This window comes from Synechococcus sp. R6-7 (genome assembly GCF_047461695.1).
Classification (GTDB): domain Bacteria; phylum Cyanobacteriota; class Cyanobacteriia; order Thermostichales; family Thermostichaceae; genus Thermostichus.
Genome location: NZ_JANSHS010000187.1, coordinates 1 through 1,382, shown reverse-complemented (window position 1 = coordinate 1,382; position 1,382 = coordinate 1). Strand labels below are relative to the sequence as shown.

The window sequence follows — 1,382 nt, the reverse complement described above, 5'->3', positions numbered from 1 at the left end:
GCAGTGTTCAGCGTAAATGTATCAGCACAGAGTCCCCTACTGGGAAATACTCAGGGCAGAACTCCGTCCTGCTCTCGGGGTTCTCCATAGCACCAGTGCGAACGGCCAGCCTAGGCAGAGACCGGATGATCCCCTTCAATGGCCCGCACTTGCTCCACAAAGAATTCTTCTAGGGATTGCCGTTGCCAATGCAAGTCGGTGACCAGTGCCCCCGCTTGGTTCAAAAGGCTCAGCAACTCCGGTAGGGATCCACTCCATTCCCCCGACCAATGGGATCCCTGAATCGAGAAGTGCTCTAGGCGGTCGCGGAACTGTTCGACGGCGCCACCGTGCCCCTGTACCCGATAGCTTTTGCTCTCTCCCAGCAAGTCATCCAAAGTTCCCTGATGCACCAATTTGCCGCCGATGATCAGGCCGACTCGGTTGCAGATGACTTCCACATCCGCCAGGATATGGCTGTTGAAAAACACCGTTTTACCCTGCCGCTTGAGGGACAGGATGATCTCGCGCATTTGGTAGCGGCCCATCGGATCCAACCCCGACATCGGCTCATCCAGAAACACCAGCTCTGGGTCGTTGATCAGCGCTTGGGCCATGCCAGTGCGCTGCAGCATGCCCTTGGAGTAGGTGCGCAGTTGTTTTTTGCGGGCCGTATCTATAGAAAGCCCCACCAGCTCCAGCAGTTGCGGGATCCGCTCCTTCAACAGGCTATTGGGCAGACCAAACACCTTGCCGGCAAACTGGAGAAACTCCCATGCCGTCAAGTAATCGTAAAAATAGGGGTTCTCCGGCAAATATCCCACCTGTTGCTTGATGGAGCGATCCCCCAGGGGTTTGCCCAGCAAAGTGCCGCTGCCGCGGGTGGGCTCCACAATGCCCAGTAGGCATTTGATGGTGGTGGTTTTCCCGGCCCCGTTGGGCCCCAGCAGCCCAAAGGTTTCTCCGCGGGCCACAGTCAGAGAAAAATCTTTGAGGGGGCTGACCACCTTGTTCAGCCAAAATCCTGTGCGATAGGTTTTGGTCAGGCCGGTGATGGCCATGACCGGCTCTGGTGCCGCGAACGCTTCTGCTGGGGAAGTGGGGGTCTCGCTCATGGACTCGCTCGTAGGTATGTTGGAGTTGAGGGAGAAAAAGGTGCCGCGAACACCGAGTTAAGGAGCACACAGTCCGCCAGGCGATAGGCTACCCAGCCTAACCTTTAGTTTACCCACAGGCTTTGTCCCAGCCTAGGCTTGCCGCAGCACTTCCGGTAGAGGAAAGGGGCCAGAGCAAACATACTCCGCGTAGGTATCCGCTTCATTCGCAACAGCGGTGCGGTTCCTTTGCCGTAGGCACAGCACTTTGCTCTGACCTCCCTTCAGCTAGAAATCGCAGGAGCCCCG

1 protein-coding gene is annotated in these 1,382 nt (G+C 57.3%); it reads right to left on the bottom strand.

The features are described from left to right. Nucleotides 1-110: 110 nt before the first annotated feature. Complete coding sequence (locus tag NW815_RS06340; protein WP_414388754.1) at nucleotides 111-1,094, bottom strand: ABC transporter ATP-binding protein; 984 nt, start codon at nucleotides 1,092-1,094, stop codon at nucleotides 111-113. Nucleotides 1,095-1,382 lie beyond the last annotated feature (288 nt).